Source organism: Fulvivirga lutimaris, assembly GCF_009711525.1.
GTDB classification, from domain to species: domain Bacteria; phylum Bacteroidota; class Bacteroidia; order Cytophagales; family Cyclobacteriaceae; genus Fulvivirga; species Fulvivirga lutimaris.
Map to the genome: position 1 here is coordinate 1 of NZ_SMLV01000018.1, position 286 is coordinate 286.

Genomic DNA, 286 nt, shown 5'->3' on the forward strand with positions numbered 1-286 from the left:
TACGATAGCATGGACGAATGACAATGCGGCTATTGGCATCTCAACGACTGGTAATGGTGATATCATCTTTACTGCCCCATCGAACCAATACAGGCGGTGATATAGTAGGTAACATTAGTGTAACGAGCAGCAAGGATGGTTGTGTGAGCAGCACCCCAGAGACGTTCAGTATTACAATCAGTCCAGACAATGTAATCACGCAGAAGGCGAACATCGCGGTATGTCCAGGCGACTTGATCAGTGTAGGGGCATTTACGGTGAACACCGGAGCGAATGTAACATGGAC

At 47.9% G+C, this 286-nt stretch carries 1 protein-coding gene; it reads left to right on the top strand.

Annotated elements, in window-relative coordinates; translation table 11 throughout:
• Positions 1-56: 56 nt before the first annotated feature.
• Positions 57-286 (top strand): hypothetical protein (locus tag E1140_RS00035; protein WP_221412581.1); only part of this gene is annotated, 230 nt, incomplete at its 3' end.